The sequence below is a fragment of the Lentzea sp. NPDC051838 genome (genome assembly GCF_040681245.1).
Lineage (GTDB): Bacteria > Actinomycetota > Actinomycetes > Mycobacteriales > Pseudonocardiaceae > Lentzea.
The window spans coordinates 53,407-77,501 of record NZ_JBFAYI010000033.1 but is presented as its reverse complement, the minus strand read 5'-3'; the positions used below and the strand labels follow the sequence as shown (position 1 = coordinate 77,501).

Below are 24,095 nucleotides of genomic sequence, written 5' to 3'. Positions count from 1 at the left end.
AGCGTGAAAACGTCGCGCCGTCAAATCTGTTTTAGGATGGGGCCGTGACCGAGCCGATCTTCTCGTGGCTGTACGTGCAGCAGGGCGTCGACGCCGTCAAGGCCGCGATGGGGCGGCGGATGGAGGCGGAGGCCGGGTGCTCATTGCTGGAGCACGTGGCGCTCTACCAGCTCTTCCGCAACGGCGGCAGGTTGCAGATGTCCGAGCTGGTCGAGCTGCTGGACGTGAGCCCGTCCGGCGTCACGCGGCTGGTCGAGCGGCTGGTCAAGCGCGGGTGGGTGACGCGCGAGCAGCCGCCGGACAACCGGCGGCTGGTCTATGCCGTGTTGACGTCAGCCGGCGAAGAGGCGTGCCAGGGCGTCACCGCGCGGGTGTACCGGGCGTCGGTCGCCGAGGAGTTCACCGGGTTGCTGAACGAACGCGACCTCGCCGACCTGCGCCGGATCGGGCGCAAGCTGATGGAGGGACACGGCCGGTGGGACGTGAAGAGGTTCGCGCCGTCAGAAGAGTGAGTTCAGGACGTGCTCCTCGGTGACCATCAGGCCGGTGGTGGCCATGGTCTCGGCGAGGTCGGGGTCCCAGCTCGCTTCTTCCGGTCTCGTGTTCAGGGTCGGCAGCTCCACGCCCCGTGCGATCAGCGTGGCCACCGCCTGGCGGTAGTCGGCGGCTGACATCCACCACGTCGATCCGCCGGTGTAGGCCAGGATCTCGTTGGTCGCGCGGATTCCGGCAGGCGTGAAGTCGTTGTGGCAGCGGACCTTCTTGCCGTCGAGGTGGTGTTTGGCCTGGGTGGTCAGGCCGGTGGGGAGGACCATCATCGGGCCGGGCACGCCGGACTCCAGCAGGCGCGGGCTGCGCACGACGAGGATCTGCTCTGCCGCGAAGGTGTCGTTGAGCGTCAGGTAGCCCTGGGAGGTCAGCACCGGGTTGCTGTAGACGTCGGGGAGAACGCCGGCGCGTTCCCAGTCCGTGCCCATGAGCTGCAACGCCTTGCCGACGATGCGGGCGAGCGGCTGGCCGTCGTCCAGCTCGTCGCCCGCCAGCTCGAAGCGCGACGTCCACCGCCGCGCCTCTGGTGTGAGCTGCGCGAGGATCTGCGCGGCGCGGAACGAGATCATCGGCAAGGCGGGCTGCGAGATCTTGCCGTACCTGCGCACGTGCTCGATCCACTCCGCGGCCCACGGCGCGTGCAGCAACCCGTGCTCGCGCAACGAGAACTTCAGCACGGCCTCCGCGGTCGAGGCCTCCTCGTCGGTGGACATGCCGACCGGCTTGCCGTGCACGGACTCCAGCACCGCGGGCAACGTGCTGCCATGGGCGCGGAGGTGCTCGTCCAGGCGTGCCAACGAGATCTGGCGACGCGCCGGGTGTGCGATCGGTTTGCGCAGCAGCTCGCCGAGCACGGTGGCGGTGGCGGCGTCCTCGACCCGGAAGCTGAACGCCGACCGGCCACCGCCCTCCATCGTCTCGCGGGCGAGGCGCCAGAACTCGGCCAGCTCGGGCCGGTCGTACTCGATCACGAGGCCAAACATAGGCCTTGACAGGCGGGGTCGGTGAGTGGACTCTTCCTAACCATGAGCGTTCTGCCTAATCGTGATAGGCAAGCCGAGCGGCGTGAGGCCACCCGAAGAGAGATAGTCGACGCCGCGTGGGAGATCGCGCGCCGCGACGGGCTGGCGGCGGTCACGTTGCGCGAGGTAGCGGCCATGATCGGCATGCGCTCACCGTCGCTGTACTCGCACTTCGACTCGAAGAACGCGATCTACGACGCGATGTTCCAGCAGGCCTGGACGCTCTTCCTGGACGAGCAACGCGGCCGCCTCGACCACCTGCCGCAAGCCCCGCGCGAGGCGTTGCTGGAGATCTGGCAGTACTTCTTCGACTTCTCCGTCGCCGACCTGGCCCGCTACCAGCTGATGAACCAGCGCTCCATCCCCGGTTTCGTGCCGTCCGAGGCCGCGTACGCCCCGTCGGTCGAGGTGATGGAGAACCTGATCACCGCCATGCACCGGCTCGGCGTCACGGAGCAGGACGACCTCGACCTGTTCCTGGCGCTCGGCGGCGGGCTGGTCGACATGCAGCTGGCCAACGACCCCGGCGGCGACCGCTGGCGCCGCCAGATCCCACGAGTGCTCGACATGTTCGCCGACGACATCGGCCTGCCCGGCCCGCCACTGAGGAGGACCCCATGACCGCCGCTCTGGACGCGAGACCCCGCACGTCAGCGCTCGACCGCGACACCGCGATGCAGCTGGCCAGGACCGAGTACGAACGGGTCGTGGCGCTGCTGTCAGGACTCTCAGCGCAGGACTGGGCGCGACCGACGGACTGCCCGGACTGGGACGTGCGGGCGATGGCCGCGCACATGCTCGGCATGGCGGAGATGTCCGCGTCGATCCGCGAGAGCATGCGCCAGGTCAAGGCGGCGGAGAAGGCCGGCGGGGTGTTCATCGACGCGCTGACCGAGCTTCAGGTGGCGGAGCGGACGGACATGTCCCCGGCCGCCATCGCCGCGCGGTACACCGAGGTGGCGCCCCGCGCGGTGAAGGGACGGCGTCGTACGCCGTGGTTCGTGCGCCGGTCGAAGATGGGCGCCGCGCAGGAGATCAACGGTCGTGACGAGGTGTGGTCGCTCGGCTTTCTCATCGACGTGATCATGACTCGTGACCCGTGGATGCACCGGGTCGACATCTCGCGGGCCGTTGGTGTGCCGATGGAACTGACCGCGGACCACGACGGCGTGCTCGTCGACGATGTCGTCCGCGAGTGGGCGGCGCGCCACGGTCAGCCGTTCACGTTGCGGCTGACCGGACCCGCGGGTGGCAAGTGGGGCAGCGGCGGCCCGGAGCTGGAGTTCGACGCGGTCGAGTTCTGCCGAGCGTTGTCCGGTCGTGGAAACGCTGCTCTGCAGACAGAAGTACCGTTCTAGGTGATCTTTGTGAAGATCTGTGCCGCCGAGGCATCCTCCGCGGCACGACCGGCGTCTACGAGACATGACAAAAATTCGACTGCTCGCCGCAGGGGTCACGGCGGCGGTCACGGCGGTCTTCCTGGCGCCAGTGCCCGCGAATGCCGACCCCCGGGCCGAGATCGCCGCGGACGCCCAAGCGGCGTTCGCCGTGTTCGACCGCAAGACCGGACGCACCACGATCGCCTGGGACCAGCACAAGCAGTACCGCTCGGCGTCGGTGGTCAAGATCCTCATCGCCCTCGACTACCTGGAGAAGCGCGGCCCTGACGCCGAGATCCCGCCGGCCGACCTGGTACGGCTGGAGCCGATGCTGAGGTCGAGCGACGACAACGCGGCTTCGGAGCTCTGGGTCCAGGAGGGCTGGGAGAAGATCGTCGAACGCATGGTCGTGAAGCTCGGGCTCGAGGACACCGCGCCGCCGGTCAACGTCGGGTTCTGGGGCTACACGGCGCTCAGCGCGTCGGACGTCGTCAAGATCTACCGTTACCTGCTCGACGAGGCACACCCGAAGATCCGCGACTTCATCATGGGCAACCTGCACCAGGCGACGAAGTGCGCGACCGACGGCTTCGACCAGTCGTTCGGCCTGCCGAGCGTCGTGCACGGCGAGGTGGCCTACAAGCAGGGGTGGTCGCGGTTCGGTGACGTCCCGCCCAGGCCTTGTGTCGAGAAGCCGAAGCCGCCGACCTACCCCGGTGTCGGCAAGGACGGTCCGGTGGGTCAGGACCTGCGTTCGGCCGATGTCGACCTGACGCGTCCAGCGATGCACACCACCGGCACCTACGGCCGGAACGACCGCAAGATCATGGTCGTGCTGACGCTGGAGCCGGTGGGCACCACCTGGGACGTCTCGGCCGAGCGGATCACCAGGCTCACGCGCGCCGTGCACCTGGCGGACCGCATCCTCGACTGACGGGCCGGCGCCGCGCTACGGGTCGATGCGATCCAGCGCGGCGCCGTCCCACGTCGTCTGCGTGCACGCGACACCACGGCCGTTCTTGGGCCGCAGCACGTCGTAGATGTGCATGCGCGGGATCTTGTCGGACACGCCCCAGCCGCTCGGCCAGGTGATCACCCAGTCCATGTCGAGGTCGACCAGCAACCCCAGCATGCGCGCGATCGTCGGGTCGTCCAGCCGCTCGAACGCCTCGTCCAGCAGCACCAGCCGCAACGGGTCGAACTCGTCGCTCACCGCGTCGTAGAAGCTCGCCGCCGCCGCGAACAGCGTCACGTACGAGATCAGCCGGGTCTCGCCGGACGAGAGTTGCCTGAGTCGCCGTTCGCGCGGATTTCCGTCCGGGCCGGTGTCCGCCACCGTCACCGTGAACTGGTGCCACGTCCGGTAGTCGAGCGCCCGCGACAGGATCTCCGCGTAGCCGCCGGAGTGCGTGTCGCGCTCGTTCTCGATCCGTTCGGTGAAGACGCGCCGCAGCGTGGCGTCCTGCTCGGGCGTGCGCTCGCCGAACGGCAACCGCACCAGCGCAAGCGCTTGCCTCGTGGCGTCGTCCAACGCGCTCGACGACTTCCAGGCCAGCTTGACGTGTACGCCCTGGCTCGAACGGGCCTGGCCGAGCACCTCGTTCATGCGCTTGGTCAGGTCCTCGGCGACGGTGATCTGGCCGCGCAGCCACTCGGCCAGGTCGCGGATCAGGTAGTCGGCGAAGATGCCCTGGTACTGCTCGTCGAGGAACCCGCGCTGCTCCGCCAGCTTCGTGGTGACCTGGCGGGCGGCGACGGCGACGGGCTTCGCGCCCTCCTCGCCGGTGACCGTCACGGTGAGCAGACCCGCGTGCTGTTCGGCGGCGATGTCGTGGCTGCCGGCGAGCGAGGTCTGCAACGCCTGGAGCTTGGCGATGACGGTCGCCTCGGTGCCGCCGCGACGGTCGGGAGTGTCGGCGATGGATTGGCGCACCGAGGCTTCGAGGGTGGCGGCGGTGGGCTGCGCACCCTCCTCGCCACTCCCGGATCCGTCGGCGACCTCTGGCAGCGCAGCCACCACCAGACCCGGTGCCCTCACCGTGGCCGTGAAGTTCGCGCTCGCCCGGTCCCTCGCCTCGTCGGCCTCCGCGACCTGAGTGGAGTTGGTCTCCAGCAACGCTTCGAGCTTCGCTGCCTGCTCACGCGCGGTCGTGATGCTCTCGCGGACACCCTTGAGGTCCTCGCGCATCTTCTTGCGCGACTTCTCCAACTGGGTGAGCTGCTCGCTGATCTCCTTGGCCTCACCGCCGACCGCGTCCGTCAGCTCGGCCAGCGTGCCTGCCTGAGCCGCGTAGTCGACGCACCGGGCATCGGCGTCGGTCTCGGCGGTCTGCCGGTCCGCGACGGCCTCGTGGTAGCGGTGCGAGGCGTCGGTGAGGTCGGAAATCGTGCCCTGGCAACGCCTCTTGACCGCGTCGCCGAGCAGGTCGGCCGTGCGCTGGGCTTCCGAAGCCGCTGCCTGGGCCTGTCTGAGTGCCTCGGTGTCGCTCGGAAGGCCTGCATCTCCGGCTTGGCGGGTTAGTTCGGAGCGAGCCGCTTCCAACCGCGCGTTGGCGTTCTCCAGCGCGTCACGCAGCTCGAACGTCCGTTGCTGCGACCGTGCCGCGGACTCCTCGGCGGCCTGCACCCGGCTGTGCTTGGCGATCAGCTCGCTGTCGCCGGGGAACGCCTCGACGTGCGCTTCCCACGTCGCAACGTGCTCGTGCGCGCGGGCCAGCTCGTCCTCGGCGGTGCCGAGTTGAGTGCGCAGCTCGGCTAGTTCTTCTTCCAGCGCACCGATTCGGCGGCCACGTGCGGCTTCTCGCGCACCGGCGCCGATGAACTCGGCCTCTGGCTTGGTCCAGCGGCCGGTCAGCACGCCCGTGCGCCAGTCACCGCTGGTCGTCATGTCGTCCAGCGACACGGCGCGCAGCAGGTCCGCGACGAGAGACTCCGGCACCGGCGAACCCTCGACGGCGGGTACCAGGAAGTCGGCCAGCGAACGGCCGTCGACCGCTTCCCGTGGCACCGCAAGGACATCGTTCAGGTCACTGCCCTGCTGCGTCACCCAGGCGTCGAGCAGACCGCTCGCCTGCAGTGCCGCTTCCAGCCCGGCGCGCTCGTCGTCGCTCAACGACGGCGAGAAGTCCACGAGCCGGTAGAAAGGCGCGCCGGCAGCCGTGTCGCGCGAAGACGACGTGTACTGGCCCGGCACCGGAACACGCTCGTTGCCCGAACGCAGGCCGACGAGCTCTTCGTCCAAAGTGTCGAGGCGGGCGCGGAGTTCGGTGCGCTGCTGCGTGAACGCGTGCGCGGCGTCGCGAGCTGCCTGCACGAGAGGTCCGACCCACTCGCGGGCGGTGCCGCTCAACGCCTTCGCCGCCGCTGGATCCGGGGTTTGGGGCAACTTGAGCGACTCGGCGGGGCGTTCGTCGAGCAACGGGCCGCTGGACGTCCACGCCTCGACCTGCTCCAGCCAGGTCTGCACGACCTCGGCCAGTTCCTGCAGCTCCTGGTTGCGCAGCGCGGTCGACTCGGTCGCGCCGAGCTGGGCGTCACGGGCCTTCTGCCGCAACGACTCCACCTCGCGGTGCTGCGAGTCCAGAGCCAGCGCCTGCTCGTGCAGCGAGAGCGCCAACGCACCTCGTTGGCGCGCAAGGGAAGCGATGCCCGAGGTCTGGTCGGTCACCGACGCCAGCGCGGCCAGCACGTCCTCGGTCGCGGCGGCCGGTGGCACCCGGCGTTCGATCGGCAGCGGCCCGGCCTCGGGATCCGGCTTGGCACGCACGGAGTCCGTGCTCACGGTGGCCTCGGCGGCCGGAACCTGCGGCACGTCCGGCGCGAGGTCCGAGTCCATGCCCGCGAGCCTGAGGTTCTCGCGCAACGGATCGCTCAACGCGTCTGCGGCCTGCAAGTCCTCAGCGAGGCGTCGCAGCAGCCGCAGCACGTTGTCGACGGCCGCGTCTTCCTGCGCGCGCTGGCGATGAGCCGTTTCCAACGCCGCGACCGCGGAGGAACGCTTCTCCGCGACGAGGTTCTCGCGCGTCTTGAGGTCCTGGAGGTCGCGGAACGCCGGCAGTTCCTTCAGCGCCGCGATCGTTTCCTCGGCTTGTTGCTCGCCGGTCTCCATGTCGACCAGTGCCTGCTCGGACGCCGCGCGTTCCATCCGCGTGACGTCCAGGTCCTGCGTGAGCTTCGACTGCTCGCGCCGCAACTTCGTCACCGAACGCTCGGCGGCGTCCAGACGTTCGGAGGCGGATCGCAGTCCGCCGAACGCGTAGTCGCTGTAGGTCTTGAGGAACGTCGACAGCGCACTGTCCGCAGAGGACAGTCGGACGATGTTCTCGCGGATCGACTCCAGGTCGTCGAACGACGTCGCGAGCTGCTCGATCATCGTCTGGTCGAGCGGCGGCAGGGCGTCGCTGAGAATCTGCTCCAGCTGCCCTTCCAGCACCTTCAGACCGACGTCCGGGTTGCGCAGCGTCCGCTGGAGGTGCAGCAGGTCCGGGTAGCGCGCGGCGGGCACGCCGTAGACCGCGTCGGCGATCTTCGCGCGGAACGCCTGCTCCTCGAACATGCAGTCCGCGCCGATGAGATCACGCAGCTGGGCGGGGCCGTGCGGGACGCGTTCCGGGCCCGCGAGCTGCAGTTCCGTGCCGACGCGCATCGGCGTGACGAACCGCCACGAGTCCGTGATGGCCTGCGAGGTCTTGGACGCCTTCACGCCGAGACCGCACGTCAGGTACTCGTTGCCGGAGTGGTCGGCAGCTTCGCGGATCAGCTCGACCCACGCGTAACCGATGCGGTTCGGGCCGCCGTCGTAGTCGTCCAGCATGAGGCGCCGGATGCTGACCGTGTCGAAACCCTTCGAGCCGAGCTGGCGCAGGTCGCCGTCCAGGCACAGCGGCAGCAGCAGTTCCAACGTGCGGGACTTGCCGGAACCGTTGGTGCCCTGGAAGATCGCGCGGCCACCGGAGAAGTCGAACGTCTGCTCGGTGTACTGCCAGATGTTGACCACGCCGCCGCGGTGCAGCCGCCACCTGCTCATGACACGTTCTCCTCATCGAACAGGGACCAGCTCGGTACTTCAGGCACCACAACGGGTTCCGGTTGTTCACGCTCGGGGTCGCCGTCGGGTTCCGGCAGCCAGCGGTTCGCCGCGGCGCTGATCGACCAGCCTTCGTCGGTCTTCACGGCGAGACCCATGCGGCGCAGCAGTTCCGTCACCTCGGCGACCAGCCGGTCGAGGTCGTCGGTGAACTGCTTCGACCACGCGGCAGGGTAGTCCTCGACGAGTTGCGCGCAGACCTCGCGGATCCGTTCGATTGTGACGAGGTGCCGGGCGGGCGGGTCTTCGGAGTCGTCCTGGACCAGGTCGGGCAACGCCAGCAGTGCGATGCGGGCGACCGTGGAGACGCCGGGGAACGACAGGTCGGTCAGGAAGTCCTCGGGGTCGGCGGCGAGCACACCCTCGACACGGCACTCGGTGTAGAGGCCGAACGCCTGCTCCAGCAGCGCGGTTTCCTTGCGCTGGTTGCGCCTCAGCCACTCGGACTGCTCGTCCGGGAGGTCCGCGTAGAGCACCAGCGGCGTTTCGACGAGCTTGCGCCGGACCGCGTGCTCGATGCCGCGCGGGCCGGGGCGCGCCGCGAGCTCGATGAGGTGCTCCGGGCTCTGCGCCTCGCCGACCGGGCCCGTGACGAGCTGGCCCAGCAGGTCGGTGTCGATGGTGATCAGAGCTTCCTGGGGCAGCAGGTCCTGCGCGACCGAACCTTCGGTTTCGTGCAGCACGCCAAGGGAAACGAGGTGCCGGAGCGCTGCCGTGAGGGCGCGGCGTTCGCCGATGTCGTCCGGCGCGTCGATGCCTGCTTCCACTGCGGCGGAACGGATGTCGGCGACCAGGCGGGACAGCAGCGTCTGGCGGCCGATGCCGGTGAGCACGGCGAGCGTGAGCGCCAGGTAGGCGTAGCCGCGCGGGGACATCGTGAGCACGCCGCGGGTGTCGTCATGTCCTGGGCCGGACTTGTAGAGGCGCGCGAACCGGCGTTCGACGACGAGCCGGTAGCCGAGCAGGCCCGCGAACATGTCCTGCAGCACCGCGCGGTGCCGGTAGACGAGGCTGAGCAGCTCGCCGTCCGGGCCGTCGGAGCGCAGAAGTGGTCTGCGCAGCAACGTTCGGGCGCACCGCACCACGTTGGCGGCGTCGATGTCGGAGAGGTTGTCCAAGTGGTTCATTGCTTCAGTGCCACCGTCGCGTCGTGCAGGGTGAGCGTCCCGGCGGCGGAGCGGATCTGCGTCGTCGTGCCGTGGGCGATCTCGAGTTTGAGGCCGCGCACGGGGTCGCTGGCCGATCCGCTGTCCTGAGGCGAGTCTCGCTGGGCCATCGCGAGCGTCAGCAGCTCGCAGAAGACCTCCAACGCGCCGTGCGTGAGCGTCGTGTTCTCCAGGTTTCCGGCGGCCTTCGTCAGTTCGGCGACGTGCCTCGCGCGGATCTCGTCGGCTTCCCTGGCCTCCGCGAGCAGCGACTGCTCGGTCATCGGGTCGTCGAGGATGCGGGACGGCCTTCCTCTCGCTCCTCGGTCGCCTCGTGTCCTGACGGACACCGTGACGTCGCAGACCGGGCCGTCGCGCCACGGGGTGCGCTCGTTGTCCGAGTCGTGTTCCGGGGCGGGGGAGAGGTGGCGGGAGCTGTAGAGGCCGAACGCCGAGGCGTAGATCTCGTGGGCTTCCTCGCGCGTCGCGTTGTCGAACCAGCCGGCCAGCTTGAGCAGTTCGGCGCGCCTGCCGGGGAGCAGGCCGCCGCCGGAGGTCGCTCGCTTCACGCTGGCCAGGAGGCTGCCGATCGCGCGGGCGGTGGCTTCGCGCAGCGCCGTGACCTGGCTCGGGCGGCCCGGGCGGTCGACGAACCAGTCCGTGAGCTCCTGCCAGTCCTCCGGGGTGCGGCCGCGGGCTCGTTCGACCTTGGCGCCGAGGTCGGTGCTGAGGAGCCGGAGGAGTTCTGATCTTGCTTTCGTGAGGCCGGCCAGGGCTTCGGCGATCGGGGGCGTGAACTTCAGGACGTCCTCGACGACGCGCTGGATGTACTCGACCAGGAGGTTCCGGAAGCCCGCGATCTCGTCCGGGGCGAGGTGGTTCCTGGTGACGACCTGGCCGAGGTAGGCGTAGAAGTCGCGGACCGTCGCGGCCAGTTCGGCGTGCTGCAGGAACAGGGTGGTGACGCGTTCGGCCAGGAGTTCCTTGGTCTTGTCGCCTTCGTTGAGGAGGGCGACACTCAGCGACCCGCCCAGCTCGTTCAGGCCGCGTTCGATGGCCGGGAGCAGCTCTCGCGACACCTCGCGGGCGCCTTCCGGAACCCTGAGCAGCTCGTCGACGTCGCGCTGGACGCGGACGGCGAGCTTCGAGACCTGGTACCGGACGCTGCCGTGCTGGAACTCGGCGATGCTGGCCGCCACGACCTCCCGGCGGCCCTGGACGAGGTTGCCCCACTCGACCAGCTGCTTCAGGCGGTTGATGACGTTCTCGATGCGGCTCTCACCCTGCTCGACCCTGCCTTCGCGTTCCTGCCCGGCCAGCGCTCCGGCGACCTCGCCCGCGGACAGGTCGGCCAGCAGCGTGGAGGTGAACAGCCGCATGATCGCCAGGTACGTGCGCTGGTGATCGCGCGCGTCCAGATAGGCGTACAGCTTCAGCCGCTTGTGCTCCACGACCGGCCACCCTAATGCGCGCGCTGTCGTGATGCGGCGCTACCGTGCCTTCGACGAGCTGGGGAGGGTGCCGTGGGCGCGGGTCGCGCGTTGGGGTTGTTGCTGGGCGTGGCCGCGGACGCGGTGTTCGGTGATCCACGCCGATTTCACCCGGTAGCGGCATTCGGATCCACTGCTTCGGCCCTCGAGAAGCGCCTTTACGCCGACTCGCAGGCCGCCGGCGTGGCTTATACGGCCGCTCTGGTGGGCGGGACCGTGGCCGCCGGCGTGGCGGTGGAACGGCTGGCCCGGCGGCACTGGGTTCTGCAGACGTTGACCACGGCTGTCGCGACCTGGACCGTGCTCGGCGGCAGCTCGCTGGCCGGTGAGGGCACCTCGATGGGCCGTGAGCTGGCCGACGGCGATCTCGAAGCGGCTCGTGCGCGGCTGCCCCACCTGTGCGGCCGTGACGCTTCCCGCCTGGACACTCTCGGGTTGGCTCGCGCGACCGTGGAGTCCGTCGCCGAGAACACCTCGGACGCCGTCGTGGCGCCGTTGTTCTGGGGCGCGGTCTTCGGCGTGCCGGGGCTCGTGGGCTACCGGGCCGCGAACACGCTGGACGCGATGGTCGGCCACAAGTCGCCGCGCTACCTGCGCTTCGGCTGGGCCTCCGCACGCCTGGACGACCTGCTGAACCTGCTGCCGTCGCGCCTGGCCGCCGTGCTGACCGTCGGCGGCGCACCTGTCGTCGGCGGATCGGCCTCCGCGGCTCTGGAAACCTGGCGCCGCGACGCCTCAGCCCACCCGTCCCCGAACGCCGGCCAGGTAGAAGCCGCGTTCGCGGGCGCCCTGGAGATCCGCCTGGGCGGCCGGACCGTGTACTCGCACGGCGTCGAAGAGCGCCCCGTCCTCGGCCACGGCCGCAACCCGGACTCAGGTCACGTGACGCGTGCCGTGGAGCTGTCCCGCGTCGTCGGCTTCGGCGCCGCCTTCGTCAGCGCCGTCGTCGCCTTCTTCCGCAAGTAGCTCGGCGATCGACTTCTTCCTCTTCTTGCCTTCGTAGAGCACGCCACCCGGCCGTGCCTCGCGAATCGTGAAGTACAGCCAGCCGCCGACCGCCATCACGCCGAACGCGATCCACTGCAGCGCGTAGGAGAAGAAAGGCCCGCTTTCGATCCTCGGGAGCGGCAACGTGTCGAGTGCGCCCGGCTGGTTCTCGATCAGCTGGAAGTAACCGGGCTCGATGTTCGCGCCCACGGCCTTGTTGTTGATCGAGTAGATCTGCCTTCTGCCGTCCTGTTCGAACGCGGGCTGCTCGTTCGACTCGTTCGGCCTGGCCAGGCCGATGATCGTGACTTCTCCGGTAGGCGTTGCGTCGAAGTTCGGCGGCTTGATGCCGTTGACCGGCCGGACGTACCCGCGGTCGATGAGGACTCGCTTGCCCGTGGTGGTCTCGAACGGCGTGATGACCTCGAACGCGGCCTCGCCCAGAACCGTTCGCAGTCGTGCGAGCGCTTCGCCCTCCGGCAGGTAGCGGCCCTTGAGCTCGACCTTCTGCCACTCGTCGTGCTGCGCCCCGTACTGCACCGGGTCGCTCTTCAACGACTTGGTGATGGCGGCGTTCTGCGCCTGGCGCTCGTCGTTGCGGCCGAACTGCCACGGGGACAGGAAGTAGATGCAGGCACCCGCGAACACCCACACGGCCAGGGTCAGCGCCAGCCAGCCCGGCTTGAGGAGGAACTTGAACCGCACGACCTCACGGTAGTTGCGTGAGCTGGACCTCGTGGAACTGGGTCACGAACCCCTCGCCCTCAGGACTGGCGGCCATGACCCCGACCTTGGTCTCGATCTCCGGCGGGAAGTACGCCTTCCGCAGCAGCTTGGTCGGCTCCTCGCCATCGACCCCGTACCTGACCCACACCGCGTCACCCCGGCGCTCGGCGGAGACCGTGAACCGCTCGAACGGCTCGACCAGCGCCAGGTTCCAGTCCGAGAACCCGCGCGTCACGACCGTGCTGGCCTGCCGCGTCCCGTCGAACACCTCGACCCCGGCCTTGATCCAGTTCTCGCCGTCGATCACCAGCCCGACCCCCGCGTGGTCGTACTGCGCCGCGTACTCGCCGGTGAAGGTCGCGGTGATGGTGAAGTCGCCGGCCAAAGTGACCCCGTACAGGTGGCCGTTCTCGCGGACGACGCCGTTGCCGGTGAGGCGCCAGAAGTCCGAATGCGGATCGGCGTGCACGGTGAGGGGAGCGGTCGACCACTTCCGCGGCTCGTTCAGCCACGTCCACCCGGTGAGGTCCATGAACTCATCCTCGCAAAGCCGCGCGGGCCGCCGCCACGGCTTGAGACCGGTACCCGCCGCCGAACAGCACGGCGTGGACGAGCAGCGGGAACAGCTGGTGCAACGGCACGCGCGCCTGCCAGCCGTCGGCCAAAGGCGCCACCTCCTGGTACGCGCCGAGGACGTGATCCAGGAACGGGCAGCCGAACAGCTGGAGCATCGCGAGATCGCTCTCTCGATGCCCGCCATGGGCTGCGGGGTCGATCAGCCACACCTGACCGTCAGCGCCCCACAGCACGTTGCCGCTCCACAGGTCGCCGTGCAGCCGGGCGGGAGGCTCGGCAGGGCCCGCGAGGTCGGAGATCCGTGAGCACACGGCACTCATGTCGACGCCCGCCGCAGCCGCATAGGGCTCAATTCGCTGTGACGCGAACCACGAGGGCCACGAAGAAGCAGGCTCGTTGACCATCGTGGCCATGCCGATCGTGGCCTCACGCGGGCCGCCCGGTGGAGGGGCACCGAACGCCGGAGCGCCGGCGAGATGCAGAACGGCCAACTGGCGCCCGAAGGTCACGGCTGCCTGAAGATTCGGCGTGCCGTGCGGGATTTCGTCGATCACCAGCAGCCCGTCGGAAGCCGAGTGCACGGCCGGAACCGGCGGACCACCGGGAACGCGCAGCCAGCGCAGGCCCGCCGCCTCGGCAGCGGTGGCGGCAGGCGACTGGCGTTTCGTCCTCAGAGCTGCTCTCGAACCCACGAGATCAGCCCCGGCATCGCCGCCTCGATCATCACCAGCACGTCCGTGAACCCGGACCGGTCGCCGTAGTACGGATCCGGAACGTCCACGTCATCGGCGTCCGGGTCGAACGAGCGCAGCAACCGGACGCGTGAGGGGTCCGCCATCCGGCGCAACGCACGTGCGTGACCGGAGTCAAGTGCGATCAGCAAATCGGCGTCCAGGTGCTCCGAACCGACCTGCGCGGCCACGTGATCGGTGGGATAGCCGTTGTCCGCCAACGTTTTCAGGGCTCTCGGGTCGGCCGGGTCACCCACGTGCCACCCACCGGTACCCGCGCTGGACACGGTGACGAAAGACGACAATCCTTCGCGCAACAGCCATTCTCGGAACACGAGCGCTGCCATGGGGGACCGGCAGATGTTGCCGGTGCAGACAAAGGCGACCTTCACACGCCACACGGTAACGCTCACCCGTCGTCGCAAGATGTACGGACAAACGACATGGAGGCCGCCCATGCAGACAGGTACCGACGTGCCCCCGCAACGGGAGATCATCGGGTGCACCGACGCCCTCGGGCGCCGTCGTGCGTTCGAGGTGTACCTCAACGAGAAGGGTCGCGTCTGCTTCCGCACCCCGCCCGGTGAGTCCGCGCAGCTGGACGCCTTCCAGCTGGACGAGCTGATCAGCCACCTGACTGAGCTCCGCCGCTACATGCAGTGACGCGCCCGTCTGAGCTGGTCGCCTAGTATTGCCGCGATGACCAGCCCAGACCTGCGCCACCACGGTGACGTCGACGCCGCGCCGGGCCTCGCCGACTTCGCCGTCAACGTCCGGGTGCCGCACCCGCCGCGTTGGCTGCGCGACCGGCTGGCCGCGGCGCTCGACGACCTCGGGCGTTACCCCTCGAAACAGGCTGAAGAACGCGCGCGTGAGGCCGTCGCACGCCGCCACGGGCGCTCGCCTGACGAGGTTCTGCTGCTCAACGGTGCCGCGGAGGGCTTCGCGCTGCTGCCGAAGCTCTCCCCGCGCCGCGTCGCCATCGTGCATCCCGGGTTCACCGAGCCCGAAGTGGCCTTTCGCGATGCCGGAATTCCGATCCACCACGTGCTGCTCGGCGGCGATTTCACGCTCAACGGGCCGTTCCCCGACGTCGACCTCACCGTCATCGGCAACCCGACGAATCCCACGTCGGTGCTGCACTCCCGCGACGCTCTCAAGGCTCTGCCGGGGAAGCTGGTCGTCGACGAGGCGTTCATGGACGCCGTGCCGGGCGAGCCGGAGTCGCTCGCGCACGACCCGGACGTGCTGGTTCTCCGCAGCCTCACCAAGACGTGGGGCCTCGCGGGCCTGCGCGCCGGCTATTTCCTCGGTGACCCGGACACGCTCGCGAAACTCGCCCACGGCCGCCCGCACTGGCCCGTCGGCAGCCTGACGCTGGAAGCGATCACCGCGTGCTGCGAACCGGAAGCGCTCGAACAGTCGGCGCGGTTCGCACTGCAAGCGCAAGAGCACGCCGCGTACGCGTTGGAGCAGCTCCAAGATCTGGTCGTCGTTGCGCCGAACGGGCCGTTCGTGCTGGTCAGAGTGTCGAGAGGGGCGCACGAGGCGTTGCGGCACAAGGGAATCGCCGCGCGCAGGTGCGACACGTTCCCCGGCCTCGACGACACGTACCTGCGCGTGGCGATCCGGCCGCCGGAGGAGTTCGCGGTGTTCGTGGACGCGTTGCGGGTAGTGATGGAGGAACTGGCGTGAAGCTCGCCGACGTGATCGTGGCGCTGGAGACCGCGTATCCGCCGAAGACCGCCGAGAGCTGGGATGCGGTGGGCCTGGTCTGCGGAGACCCGGACGAGGATGTCGCGAAGATCCTCGTCTGCGTCGACCCCACCCAGTCCACTGTGGACGAGGCGGTGGAGGTCGGGGCGCAGCTGCTGCTCGCGCACCACCCGCTGCTTCTGCGCGGCGTCAACGGTGTTCCTGCCGACGACCCCAAGGGTGCATTGGTGCACAAGCTGATCCGGAACCGCGCCGCCTTGTATTGCGCGCACACCAACGCCGACAGCGCTCTGCCCGGCGTCTCGGATGCCCTCGCGAAAGCCATCGGTCTCACCGTCACCGGCCCTCTCGAACCGGCAGAGCCCGCGGGAGACACCGGAACTGGCCGCATCGGTGAGCTGGCAGAAGCCGAACCGCTCAGCACCTTCGCCCAGCGCGTGGCCGACGCGCTGCCCGTCACCGTCCAGGGAGTCCGGGCGGCCGGCGACCCGGAACGCCTGATCAAGCGGGTCGCGGTGTGCGGCGGCGCGGGCGACAGCTTCCTCGCCACGGCCAAGCGCGCGGGCGTCGACGCGTACGTGACGGCCGACCTGCGCCACCACCCGGCGAGCGAGCACATCGAGTCCGGTGGCCCCGCGCTGGTGGACGTGGCGCACTGGGCCAGCGAGTGGCCGTGGTGCGAGCAGGCGGCGGAGATCCTGCGGGCGGCCTTCGGCGGTAGGGTCGACGTACTCGTCTCCACCCGGCGGACCGATCCGTGGACCGTCGGTGCGACGAGCTCAGCAGCAGGAGGACATGCGTGAAAGCCGATCCCGCAGTGCAGCGCAGGCTGCTCGACCTGGCCGAGGTCGACGCCGAACTGGCGCGTGTCACCCACCGTCGCCGCACGCTGCCCGAGATCGCGGAGATCGCCGAGGCCGAGCAGCTGGTGCGCACGAAGCAGGACGCGCTGGTCGCCGTCGAGACGACGCTCGGCGACCTGGACCGCGACGTGAAGCGCCAGGAGACCGAGATCGACCAGGTCCGCGCCCGCGAGGACCGCGACCGCAAGCTGATGCAGTCCGGCTCGGTCGGCGCCAAGCAGCTCACCGACCTCGAGCACGAGCTGGCCACCCTCCAGCGCCGCCAGGGCGTCCTCGAGGACGACCTGCTGGAGCTGATGGAACGCCGTGAGGCCGTCGAGGCCGACACGTCCTTCGCCCGCGTGGAGCTGGACAAGTCGCGCGAGACCCTGGAAGACGCCAGCCGCCGCCGTGACGCCGCCCTGGCCGACCTGGAGGCGACCGAGACCCGGCGCACCGCCGACCGTTCGACGATGGCCAAGGGCTTCCCGGACGATCTGCTCAAGGCCTACGACCGCCAGCGCGAGCAGCGCGGTATCGGCGCGGCCCTGATCCAGTCCCGTCGCTGCGGCGCCTGCCGGATCGAGCTGGACCGCAGCACCGTCTCCAAGCTGAAGGAAGCCGCGGCGGACGAGGTCGTGCGTTGCGAGGAATGCGGCGCCATTCTGGTCCGCACCTCGGAATCAGGCCTCTGAATTCTTTTGTAGAGAACGTGTAGAGCGCCTCCGTAGCTTGCCTCCCGTACACCGTGTATGGGAGGTAGGCATGCGCAAGGCCCTGTCCGTGGTAGCCGCCGCGACGCTGGCGGTACTGGCTCTGAACGTCCCGGCGGCCTCGGCGGCCACCAGCGTCACCTTCACGCCGCAAACCGTTCTCGGTCCTGGCGTGCCGAAAGACGGAACCGGTGACCAGAACGTGGTGGCGCTGGGTTCGGTCACGCTGGACCTGGCCGCATCGCAGTCCGCCAAGGTCGAAGCGACGATGCGGGTCAACTCGGCGACGATTCGCACGTTGTTCGACAACGAGATCGTCTGCAAATGGGCGGGCGGCGGCAAGAACGCGGTGCTGGGTCAGAACGTCTACCAAATGGGCAGCGGCGCACCCCAGTGGGAAGACCTGACGCTGACCACCAGCCAGCTCGTCGACCCCGGTGTCGCCACCCGCGTGACCTGCACCGCCTACATCCGCACGGCCTCGCTGGGCTGGGACGACTCGACCGTCGCGCTGGTCGGCGGTTCGATGCGGATCACCCCGCAAGCAGGCAGGGCGATCCAGTCCGCCGTGCCGACCTTCACGAAGCTCGACGCCGCGAACCCGATCACCCGCCAACCGGCGCTCCCGATGTTCGACGCCCAGGCCAAAACCCTCGACGTGGTCGCCAACGTCGAATACATGGTCTGCCACACCACCGGGCAATGCGACAAGACGAAGACTTCCAAGGCCTCCTACACGCTCTTGGTGAACCAGTGGAAAGCCGACGGAACGTTGTGTCAGACCGATTCCACCGCAGTCACCTCGGAAACGCCCTACTGGGTGCACCACGTCGTCGTTCCGTTGAAGAAAACCGGTTTCCAGGTGAAAACCGACAACGGCTGCATTCCGCGCTTCAACGCCTATTTTCTGGTGAAGTGGATTTCCGGTGAAACGGGCGCGGTGCAGGGTGTCGCGAGCAATCTCACGGACGCTCGTGGATCCACGAGCAGGCACAACTCGGACATGAGCGCGATCTATGCGATTGCCCGCAGCTAGTCGTTCGCGGTGAGGATTCCCAGCTTCTGCGCCCGGAGCACGGCGGACACGCGATCACCCGCACCGAGCTTGCGGTAGAGGTTCTCGCGGTGCTTGTTCGCCGTACCGGGCGCGATCTGCAGCCGCCGGGCGATCGCGGCCGTGGTCAGCCCTTCGGCGAGCAACGACAGCACGGTGACCTCTCTCGCAGTGATCCCAAGCGCGCTGGGGTCGGTTCCGCCGGACGCCTCACGGGATCGCCGCAGCTGCCGTTGGTGTGCGTCGGCTCGCAGCAGCAGAGGCTGCACACGCTGCAGGTAGGCGCGTTCGCGTTGGGTGAAGTCGCGACCGCGGCGGCCGAGCAGGAACGAGTAGAGCACGCCTGTCGGTGCGGCGAGAGGGACCGCGATCTGGTGCGTGGCGCCGGTCAGGCCGTAGACGCTGTCGTACACACCTGTCTGGCGCCAGTCGCGTTGGCTGACGAAGTCCGTGACGGCGAGCGGCGTCGTGTCTCCGGTGGCGACGTAGTGGCGAGCCAGCACGTGCTGGGGCGCGTACTCGCCGAGAAGTTCGTTGAGCGGCAGGTCACCCAGGTCGTGCGGCGCGAACGCGGCAACGCGCTCGGTCCCGTCGGCGAAGATCCCCATGCAGCAGCCCAGCACGTCGGTGAGCTCGGTCAGCATCAGAGACCAGGGCGGCGTGCCGCAGGGATCCTCGAGCAGCGCCACCGCGAGATCCAGCATGCGCTCGTAGTCGCGGGCGAGCAGGGTGGACATGGACGGCATTCTGCCGATCGCGGCGGGCCGGGGCATGCGTGTCGAGCACCCACTTAGTGGCGTGTCGGGCTATCACAGTTGACGACGCCTCAGCAATACGCACTCTCTCCACTGGCCCGCGGCTCCGCGTTCCGCCAGGGTGACGGCCATGGTCTTGGGGGAATGGTGACGGGCGGGCGCTCCGGGGGGAAGCGGCCGCCCGTCACCCACTACGGGCGCTGACGAACGCCGCTGCCGATCAACGTCGTGGCGTCCAGGTCGGACAGGCCGGATTCGCTCAGTGAAGCCAGATAGTGCTCGCGAACATCCGCGACGGCCTCAGCGGGAAGATCCGTCAGCGCACGCCGGAAACCCGACCCGAGCACGAGCAGCCACGCCACCTCGTCGGTCATCGCCAGGCTCATCTCGTTCACGGTCACCTCGACCTCGTCGAGCCCGCGCTCGGTCAGCCACGCCGCGTACGAGTCAGCCTGGCTGATCCGGTCGATCAGCTGCGGCGGCCGCGGCGCCGGAGACTCCGCCCCGGTGACAGCGGAGACAGCGCGGCCGAGATGACGGCCGGGCGCCATCACCGTGTCGCCGCGCCAGATCGTGAGCACGACCCGCCCACCGGGACGCGCGCGGCTGATCAGGTGATCCGTGCCTGCGGTCATGTCGGGGAAGAAGAAGATCCCCAGAGCGCACTGCACCAGGTCGTAGTCGGCCCCCGCCCACGCGGTCACGTCGGCCTGCCCAGGACGCAGCTGCGGCAGCCCGTCCGACTGCCGCCGCACCTCCTCGACCATCGGCCCGGACAGATCCACGGCGTCAACGCGCCCTGCCGTCCCGACCGCGCGCGCCGCCGGGATCGCGGAAGCCCCCGTGCCGCAACAGGCGTCGAGCACGCGCTCGCCCGGCGCCGGTCTCGAAATCGCTGTCACCGCGGCACCGATCGGATTCCACAGATGCGGGCCGAGTGCGGTGAAATCCCTTGCGGCGGCGTCGAAAGCGCCGCGGAAGTCCTCCTGGGCCATATCGAAATGCTTCCACATGACCCGCGGGTTTCTGAGACGGTTGGGCCATGGACTTCGACAACGGCGCGGCGCTCGGCTCGGCCGCGGCGGACTTCCTGAGGGCGCATCTGATCAGACCCGGCGTGCGCGACGGCGTCTCGCTGCAGCCCGGTCTGACCGAGGCCGAGCTCTCCTCGGTGGAGGAGAGCCTCGGGTTCGAGTTCGCCGACGACCACCGCGCGATGCTCGCCGAAGTGCTCCCGACCGGCGGTTCTTGGCCCGACTGGCGCAACGACGACGTGGAGGAGCTCCGTCACAGGGCGGCTTGGCCGGTCGACGGAGTGCTGTTCGACGTGCAGGAAAACAGCTTCTGGCACCAAAGCTGGGGCGAGCGGCCGTCGGACGACGCCGAGGCCGTGGACCAGGCGCGGGCGCACCTCGCCACCGTGCCGCAGATGATTCCGGTCTACCTCCACCGCTGTCTGCCGGCGGGCCGCGGCAGCTTCGGGAACCCGGTGCTGTCCATGTACCAGACGGACATCATCTACTACGGGGTCGACCTCCTCGACTACGTCGCCCGCGAGTTCTACGTTCGCGATCAGGACCGTCCGTTGCGGCACCCGAAGCCGATTCCGTTCTGGGACGACCTGCTGTGAACTAGCTCGCGAGAGCAGGTTCGTCCGCAGTGGACAGTCGTTGTGCCTTGTGCGCGAGGACGATCAGGACCGCGGGCGCGAGCACGTCGTAGATCAGGATGCCGCCGGTGTTGCCCGGCGCGTGGTTGCCGGCCGCGAACCACTGGTAGACGTGCCCGATCACCGCGCCCCACAGGAACATCCCGGCACCCAGACCGACGAGCACGCGTTCCCTGGTGGTGGCCGACGACGACGCGGCGCGGAAGGCCAGCACCGCGAGGGCGAGGTTGGCGAAGGCGATCTCGAACTCGAACGGCGTGCGCGCGAAACCGATGGTGGCCGCCATCTCGACCGGCACGACCAGGAACGCGACGACGAGCCAAGCGCTGCCACCACCGAGCGCGGCGCCGGCCCACCACCGCTGCCAGGTCTCGAGCGTCGCAGCGCGGGACGGGCTGTGACGGGCGCGCACGACCGCCCCGACGACCGCGATCAGCAGCCAGAGCAGGGGAAACGAGGTCTTGGCGAGGTAAGAGAGCGCGTCCATGGCATCGAGTCTTGCATGGTTAATATTAACCGCGCAACATTGAGGTATGATCGACACCGTGGACGACGGACTAGCGGACCTGCTGCACCGGGTCGTGTACCTGCTCGGAGAAGCCGCCCGGCAGCAGGAGACCGACGGAGGCCAGGACGGGCTCACCTACAGCCAGTTGCGGCTGCTGGGCACGCTGGAGGAGATCCAGCCGGCGACGCAACACCAGCTCGCGCAGGCGTTGTCGGTGTCCGACCCGGCGATCAGCAGGGCGCTGCGCCCACTGGAAGCGGCAGGCCACGTAGAGGTCCGCGTCGACCCCGAGCACGCGCGCCGCCGCCTGGTGAGCCTCACCGAGGCCGGCGGCAAAGCGTTCCACGACAACGGGAAGCCGATGTACGACGAACTGCGCACCGCCCTGCTCAACGCGGGTTTCCCTTATGAGCGCTACCTGAGCGACACCCTGCGCCTGGCCGAGATCCTGGAGACGTAGCCACGGCCGACGTCGAGGATCTCGGCGACGAGAGTTTCGACATCGGCCTTCGTGGTGCGGTGGCCGCAGATCGACACCCGCAGGGCGAGTTCGCCGTGGACGCGGACGGTCGCCAGGAAGGCGGCGCCGCGCCGCTGGACCTCCGCGGCGATGCGCGCGGTGAGATCGTCGAGGTCGCCGTCGTACCCGGCAGGCCGGTACCGCAGACAGGTGATGGACCACGGTCCTGCGGCGGCGAGCTCGAGCTCGGGTTCCTCGTCGACGAGTCGGCGCAGGTGCTCGGTGTGCCTCAGGTAGCCGTCGATCAGCGCGGTCACACCCTGCCTGCCGAGGTGGTGCAGCACGGCGTGAACGGCAAGCGCCCGGTCGCCGGGCCGGGTCAGCTCGACGGTGTAGTCCGAGAGCCAGGGCCAGTCGTCGTTGCCTTCCAGGTAGGAGGCTTCGACGGTGAACGCCTCCTGCAACCGCGCGGGTTTCGTGACCAGGGCGGCGCCGCAGGCGATGGGAGTGTTGAGCGTCTTGTGCGGGTCGATGGTGAGGGAGTCGAGCTGACCGACTCCCTCGTAGTGCGGAGCCAGCGCGGGATGCGCCGCCCCGAGGCCCCCGTAGGCGCCGTCGCCGTGGTGCCACATGCCGAACTCGCGGCACACCGCGGTGATCTCGGCGATCGGGTCGACGGCGCCTGTGCTGGTGGTGCCCAGGCTCGAGACCACGCAGAACGGCAGGAGCCCCGCCGCGACGTCCGCGTCGACGGCGGCGCGCAACGCGACGACGTCCATCCGTTGATCTGACGTCGTGGGCACTGCGCGCACACGTGAGGACGGCATCCCGATGGTCCGCGCGGACTTGCTCACGCTCATGTGCGTCTCGGCTGACTGGTAGCAGACCAGGCGCGCATGAGCCTCGTCGTACGCCTCACCGTCCACGGCGCCACGGCCGCGCAGGAACCAGGTGCGGGCAGCCGCCAGGCAGAGCAGGTTGGCCATGGACCCGCCACTGGTCAGCACCCCGCCCGTGCCGGCCGGCAGACCGGCCAACTCGGCGAGCGCGCGAACCGCGCCACGCTCCAACTCGACCAGCGCGTTCTCGCCGTAGCCGCAGCTGGCGTTCAACGTCGCTCCGAGCAGGTGAGCGATGATCCCTGTAGGCGCGGGCGGTGTGGTGATCCATGCGAAGAATGCCGGATGGCCGTTGCCTCCGGAATAGGGAGCGATTTCCGAGGAAACGAAGTCGAGGAACGTTGAGGCCGGTTTACCGTCGTCGCTCAGTGCCGGGGTGGACAAGGCGCGTCGGTGTTCGTCCGGCATCGGGGTCGTGACGGGCGAGCTGGGCAGAGCCTGCAGGTAGTCGGCCGCCCAGTGCGCGGCCCTGACCAGTTCCTCGCGGAAGGTGTCAGGGTTCAGAACGAGCGGTGAGATGTCGGTCGAGTGCGCTGTGAACACATGATCAACGATAGGTTGAGCCTATTAAGACAATGGCTGTTGAGACGTTACGCCCCTCACAGGGTTCCGGCCGAGAGCGCTCTGTTTGCGTTTCGCGCAAAAAGCAGAAGAGTCTCGGCCTGCGGATCTCACCCTGCTCATGTGGTCCTCAGTGAGGAATCATGGTCGAACGACGGGAGATCTTTGGCTGTGCGGCAGAGGGGTTTCACATGGGCGAGTTCGTGGCGGCGTCGGCTTTCAAGACCGCGGACGTGATTGCTGTCGTGGCAGCAGTCAGCGGCTTCGTCGCGGCGCACTCCTCGCCCGCCGCGCGCGTTGAGGCCGCAGAGCCGGTGACCGCCGACGAAGTGCAGATCTACCCGCCGGCGAACGGCTGGACGGTGGTCCTCTGGCCGAACTACTTCATCGAAGTAGCCGCCGCCGAACATATGAGCCGTGAGCTCGGCGTCCTGACCAGCACAGCACGCATCTACGACGGCGACTACTGGACCCACTCGCTGCTGCGCGACGGCGAGACGCTCGACCGGTTCGCCTCGATACCGGACTACTTCGCCGAAGACGAGGACGAAGCCGCCGCCCTCGCCACCAAGTACGCGGGCAAGCCCGAGGTGATCGCCGACGCCACCGGCTGCCCGGTGGAGCAGGTCGCCCCCTACCTCGTGCACATCGAGGAGGACGAGGAGGGCGACGACGAGCCCGACAGGGTGAAGGCGTTCCCCGACGACGAGTTCGAGCTGGATTCGGCGTGGGTGTTCGTCGACTTCTGGCGCCGGTTCGGTCCGCGCTACCCGGACGACGTGTCGGCGTCCGCCGCGCGCCTTCGACTGGCGCCTGGATGGCTGGACAAGCTGCCGACCGGAGATCAGGAACTCTGAACCGGGTGCGAAAAAGCGGATGGGCCGTCTTGTGTACGGCCCATCCGCTCGATCTTCTTCAGTGTCCGAGAAGCGACTTGCTCTCTATCCCTACGGCTTGACCTGGGTTGAGGGCCTGGGCCGAGCTGTCCTGGCTGTCCTTCTTGAACTGAGGTTGGGACAAGCGTGTGGGACGGGTGAAACCGTGCTTCAAGCTGTGTGAACGCTGCCCAGGGCGGTGTGGGACGGGCCAGGGGCTGCTCGTCCCACGACGCCTAGTTGGACTCCCGTGGCATGGAGAAGCAGTGCTTCCGGCGATGGGACAGGAACCTTGACCCAGAGGGTGGGCGCACACCTCGAACTGCGGTGAGTGCTCTGTGTCGACACGCCG

General features: G+C 68.9%; 25 protein-coding genes. 13 read left to right on the top strand and 12 right to left on the bottom strand.

Translation table 11 applies throughout. The features are described 5' to 3' along the window. Positions 1-44 precede the first annotated feature (44 nt). Positions 45-512: a MarR family transcriptional regulator gene (locus tag AB0M24_RS40515; RefSeq protein ID WP_363779118.1), complete on the top strand. Its 468-nt coding sequence runs from the start codon at positions 45-47 to the stop codon at positions 510-512. Here the strand turns inward: AB0M24_RS40515 and AB0M24_RS40510 are convergent. Next, positions 501-1,520 (bottom strand): DUF2399 domain-containing protein, encoded by a 1,020-nt coding sequence (locus AB0M24_RS40510; protein ID WP_363779116.1) that lies wholly within the window; start codon positions 1,518-1,520, stop codon positions 501-503. The two genes, AB0M24_RS40515 and AB0M24_RS40510, sit on opposite strands and share 12 nt — an antisense overlap. A gap of 54 nt (positions 1,521-1,574) precedes the next feature. Between AB0M24_RS40510 and AB0M24_RS40505 the strand changes: the two genes are divergently transcribed. From AB0M24_RS40505 to AB0M24_RS40495, 3 genes are all read left to right on the top strand, one after another. Next, on the top strand, positions 1,575-2,192 hold the full coding sequence (locus AB0M24_RS40505) for a TetR/AcrR family transcriptional regulator (protein WP_363779113.1): 618 nt from the start codon (positions 1,575-1,577) through the stop codon (positions 2,190-2,192). Next, positions 2,189-2,929 (top strand): maleylpyruvate isomerase family mycothiol-dependent enzyme, encoded by a 741-nt coding sequence (locus tag AB0M24_RS40500; RefSeq protein ID WP_363779111.1) that lies wholly within the window; start codon positions 2,189-2,191, stop codon positions 2,927-2,929. Before AB0M24_RS40505 ends, AB0M24_RS40500 begins: the two co-directional genes overlap by 4 nt. A 64-nt stretch (positions 2,930-2,993) precedes the next feature. Continuing rightward, entirely contained in the window at positions 2,994-3,884 is an 891-nt protein-coding gene (locus AB0M24_RS40495) for a hypothetical protein (RefSeq protein WP_363779109.1), read from the top strand. 15 nt (positions 3,885-3,899) lie between these two features. On the opposite strand, the gene AB0M24_RS40490 is transcribed toward AB0M24_RS40495, so the two are convergent. From AB0M24_RS40490 to AB0M24_RS40480, 3 genes are read right to left on the bottom strand one after another with little or no spacing between them, the layout of a single operon-like run. Continuing rightward, entirely contained in the window at positions 3,900-7,976 is a 4,077-nt protein-coding gene (locus AB0M24_RS40490) for a TIGR02680 family protein (RefSeq protein WP_363779107.1), read from the bottom strand. Next, on the bottom strand, positions 7,973-9,163 hold the full coding sequence (locus AB0M24_RS40485; protein ID WP_363779105.1) for a TIGR02678 family protein: 1,191 nt from the start codon (positions 9,161-9,163) through the stop codon (positions 7,973-7,975). The genes AB0M24_RS40490 and AB0M24_RS40485 overlap by 4 nt, the downstream gene beginning before the upstream one ends. Further along, positions 9,160-10,632 carry a DUF2397 domain-containing protein gene (locus tag AB0M24_RS40480; RefSeq protein ID WP_363779103.1) on the bottom strand — a complete coding sequence of 491 codons (1,473 nt, stop codon included), beginning with the start codon at positions 10,630-10,632 and terminating at the stop codon, positions 9,160-9,162. Before AB0M24_RS40480 ends, AB0M24_RS40485 begins: the two co-directional genes overlap by 4 nt. Positions 10,633-10,704: 72 nt before the next feature. Between AB0M24_RS40480 and AB0M24_RS40475 the strand changes: the two genes are divergently transcribed. Continuing rightward, the gene (locus AB0M24_RS40475) at positions 10,705-11,637 is read left to right on the top strand and encodes a cobalamin biosynthesis protein (protein ID WP_363779101.1); all 933 of its coding nucleotides are present in this window, start codon (positions 10,705-10,707) and stop codon (positions 11,635-11,637) included. Here the strand turns inward: AB0M24_RS40475 and AB0M24_RS40470 are convergent. The 4 genes from AB0M24_RS40470 to AB0M24_RS40455 are packed head-to-tail and all read right to left on the bottom strand — an operon-like array spanning position 11,545 to position 14,083. Then, the gene (locus tag AB0M24_RS40470; protein ID WP_363779099.1) at positions 11,545-12,363 is read right to left on the bottom strand and encodes an SURF1 family cytochrome oxidase biogenesis protein; all 819 of its coding nucleotides are present in this window, start codon (positions 12,361-12,363) and stop codon (positions 11,545-11,547) included. The two genes, AB0M24_RS40475 and AB0M24_RS40470, sit on opposite strands and share 93 nt — an antisense overlap. A gap of 4 nt (positions 12,364-12,367) precedes the next feature. Next, positions 12,368-12,916 (bottom strand): DUF1349 domain-containing protein, encoded by a 549-nt coding sequence (locus tag AB0M24_RS40465; protein WP_363779097.1) that lies wholly within the window; start codon positions 12,914-12,916, stop codon positions 12,368-12,370. Positions 12,917-12,920: 4 nt separating this feature from the next. Next, positions 12,921-13,652: a fructosamine kinase family protein gene (locus AB0M24_RS40460; RefSeq protein ID WP_363779095.1), complete on the bottom strand. Its 732-nt coding sequence runs from the start codon at positions 13,650-13,652 to the stop codon at positions 12,921-12,923. Further along, positions 13,631-14,083, bottom strand: a complete 453-nt coding sequence (locus AB0M24_RS40455) for a low molecular weight protein-tyrosine-phosphatase (RefSeq protein WP_363779093.1) — start codon at positions 14,081-14,083, stop codon at positions 13,631-13,633. The genes AB0M24_RS40460 and AB0M24_RS40455 overlap by 22 nt, the downstream gene beginning before the upstream one ends. A 64-nt stretch (positions 14,084-14,147) precedes the next feature. On the opposite strand from AB0M24_RS40455, the gene AB0M24_RS40450 reads away from it, so the two are divergent. The 5 genes from AB0M24_RS40450 (at position 14,148) to AB0M24_RS40430 (ending at position 17,998) form a co-directional block, all read left to right on the top strand. Further along, positions 14,148-14,354 (top strand): hypothetical protein, encoded by a 207-nt coding sequence (locus AB0M24_RS40450; RefSeq protein WP_030472678.1) that lies wholly within the window; start codon positions 14,148-14,150, stop codon positions 14,352-14,354. Between the two features lie 36 nt (positions 14,355-14,390). Further along, the gene (cobC, locus tag AB0M24_RS40445) at positions 14,391-15,386 is read left to right on the top strand and encodes an Rv2231c family pyridoxal phosphate-dependent protein CobC (RefSeq protein ID WP_363779091.1); all 996 of its coding nucleotides are present in this window, start codon (positions 14,391-14,393) and stop codon (positions 15,384-15,386) included. After that, entirely contained in the window at positions 15,383-16,210 is an 828-nt protein-coding gene (locus AB0M24_RS40440; protein ID WP_363779089.1) for a Nif3-like dinuclear metal center hexameric protein, read from the top strand. Before cobC ends, AB0M24_RS40440 begins: the two co-directional genes overlap by 4 nt. Next, positions 16,207-16,944 carry a C4-type zinc ribbon domain-containing protein gene (locus AB0M24_RS40435; RefSeq protein WP_363779087.1) on the top strand — a complete coding sequence of 246 codons (738 nt, stop codon included), beginning with the start codon at positions 16,207-16,209 and terminating at the stop codon, positions 16,942-16,944. The genes AB0M24_RS40440 and AB0M24_RS40435 overlap by 4 nt, the downstream gene beginning before the upstream one ends. A 70-nt stretch (positions 16,945-17,014) precedes the next feature. Further along, complete coding sequence (locus AB0M24_RS40430) at positions 17,015-17,998, top strand: hypothetical protein (protein WP_363779085.1); 984 nt, start codon at positions 17,015-17,017, stop codon at positions 17,996-17,998. Here the strand turns inward: AB0M24_RS40430 and AB0M24_RS40425 are convergent. Next, positions 17,995-18,753, bottom strand: coding sequence for a LuxR C-terminal-related transcriptional regulator (locus tag AB0M24_RS40425; protein WP_363779083.1), 759 nt, complete (start codon positions 18,751-18,753; stop codon positions 17,995-17,997). The genes AB0M24_RS40430 and AB0M24_RS40425 overlap by 4 nt on opposite strands. A 209-nt stretch (positions 18,754-18,962) precedes the next feature. Beyond that, positions 18,963-19,766 (bottom strand): methyltransferase domain-containing protein, encoded by an 804-nt coding sequence (locus AB0M24_RS40420; RefSeq protein ID WP_363779081.1) that lies wholly within the window; start codon positions 19,764-19,766, stop codon positions 18,963-18,965. 47 nt (positions 19,767-19,813) lie between these two features. Between AB0M24_RS40420 and AB0M24_RS40415 the strand changes: the two genes are divergently transcribed. Beyond that, positions 19,814-20,401 carry a hypothetical protein gene (locus AB0M24_RS40415; RefSeq protein ID WP_363779079.1) on the top strand — a complete coding sequence of 196 codons (588 nt, stop codon included), beginning with the start codon at positions 19,814-19,816 and terminating at the stop codon, positions 20,399-20,401. A gap of 1 nt (position 20,402) precedes the next feature. On the opposite strand, the gene AB0M24_RS40410 is transcribed toward AB0M24_RS40415, so the two are convergent. Next, positions 20,403-20,927, bottom strand: a complete 525-nt coding sequence (locus AB0M24_RS40410) for a DUF6790 family protein (protein WP_363779077.1) — start codon at positions 20,925-20,927, stop codon at positions 20,403-20,405. Positions 20,928-20,973: 46 nt separating this feature from the next. On the opposite strand from AB0M24_RS40410, the gene AB0M24_RS40405 reads away from it, so the two are divergent. Continuing rightward, positions 20,974-21,408 (top strand): MarR family transcriptional regulator, encoded by a 435-nt coding sequence (locus tag AB0M24_RS40405; protein ID WP_363779075.1) that lies wholly within the window; start codon positions 20,974-20,976, stop codon positions 21,406-21,408. On the opposite strand, the gene AB0M24_RS40400 is transcribed toward AB0M24_RS40405, so the two are convergent. After that, on the bottom strand, positions 21,363-22,850 hold the full coding sequence (locus AB0M24_RS40400; RefSeq protein WP_363779073.1) for a pyridoxal-dependent decarboxylase: 1,488 nt from the start codon (positions 22,848-22,850) through the stop codon (positions 21,363-21,365). The genes AB0M24_RS40405 and AB0M24_RS40400 overlap by 46 nt on opposite strands. A 209-nt stretch (positions 22,851-23,059) precedes the next feature. Between AB0M24_RS40400 and AB0M24_RS40395 the strand changes: the two genes are divergently transcribed. Then, a complete protein-coding gene (locus tag AB0M24_RS40395) occupies positions 23,060-23,725 on the top strand; it encodes a hypothetical protein (protein ID WP_363779071.1) in 666 nt (221 codons plus the stop codon). Positions 23,726-24,095: the final 370 nt, after the last annotated feature.